Below are 1,228 nucleotides of genomic sequence, written 5' to 3' on the forward strand. Positions count from 1 at the left end.
CCTGAATCCGTGACTTCAACGAGCTGAACTCACGCCCAAAGCCTGCAATAACAAGGCTTAGAGCGATATAATAGCATCTGACACCCATTCACCCAGTTAGTGCTTTCGGCTCATGCGTACCTTCACTCTCCAGCAATCCCGAACCGAAGTCTATACACCCAACGGCGGGCTGGCCCTGGTCGGTCATTGCCTGAACCGGCATACATCGCTCACCAAAACCGCCCGCACCGTCGTCAAGCGGCACGGTATTCCGAACATTGAACTGATCCGGACCTATCTTGGCCTGATCACGCTGGGCAAGAGTGACTTCGAGGCGGTCGAGCCGGTTCGAACGGACCCATTTTTCAAGTCTGCGCTGGGCATCAAGCAATCGCCATCGTCGGCCCGGTTGCGCCAGCGATTTGATGAAGACGCTCAAGGCCTGACACCCCTGCTGGACGATGCCAGCGTCGAGTTTCTTCAGTCCGTCGAAGCTCCGGTGTCACCTCTGGCGATGGGCCACATTGCGCTGGATATGGATGTCTTTCCCATGGACAACAGCCAGACCCGCAAAGAGGGTGTCAGCTACACCTACAAGGGTTATGACGGCTATGCGCCGATGGCCGCCTACCTTGGGCAGGAAGGCTGGTGCCTGGGTTGCGAGCTGCGCCCTGGCAGCCAGCACGCCAACAAGGGATTTCTCGACACCCTCAAACGAGTGTTACCCCGGGCTCGATCACTGACGGATAAGCCCATTTTGTTGCGCCTGGACAGCGCACACGATGCCCGTGCCAATCGCGATTTCCTGCGCGAGCAGGACCAGGTCGACTTCCTGATCAAGTGGAACCCTCGTAAAGAGGATCCGCTCGTCTGGGCGGACAAGGTCCAGGCCCGGAAAGCCTGGTCACTGGAGCGCGATGGCAAGATGGAAGCGGTTCTGTCGGAAGCGATTCCGGACGAGCCCGGTCTGCGTCGCATCGTGAAGGTCACCGTTCGTACCAGCGATGCCGAAGGCCAGCTGTATCTCGAACCGGAAGTCAGCCTCGAAGGCTGGGTGACCTCGTTGCCGGCCGAAGTAGCCGACGAGCAACACATCATGGCGCTGTACAGCGATCACGCCACCAGTGAGCAGTTCCACAGCGAGTTCAAGACCGACCTGGACCTGGAACGACTTCCGTCCGGGAAATTCGACACCAACAACCTGGTCATGGCCTTCGCGACGATGGGTTACAATGTGTTGCGCTGGATG

The 1,228-nt window shown here is 58.6% G+C and carries 1 protein-coding gene; it reads left to right on the forward strand.

What is annotated here, in order from left to right:
• Positions 1-112: 112 nt before the first annotated feature.
• Positions 113-1,228 (forward strand): IS1380 family transposase (locus Q669_RS14075; RefSeq protein WP_022992768.1); only part of this gene is annotated, 1,116 nt, incomplete at its 3' end.

It is taken from the genome of Marinobacter sp. C1S70 (genome assembly GCF_000475355.1).
Lineage (GTDB): Bacteria > Pseudomonadota > Gammaproteobacteria > Pseudomonadales > Oleiphilaceae > Marinobacter > Marinobacter nauticus.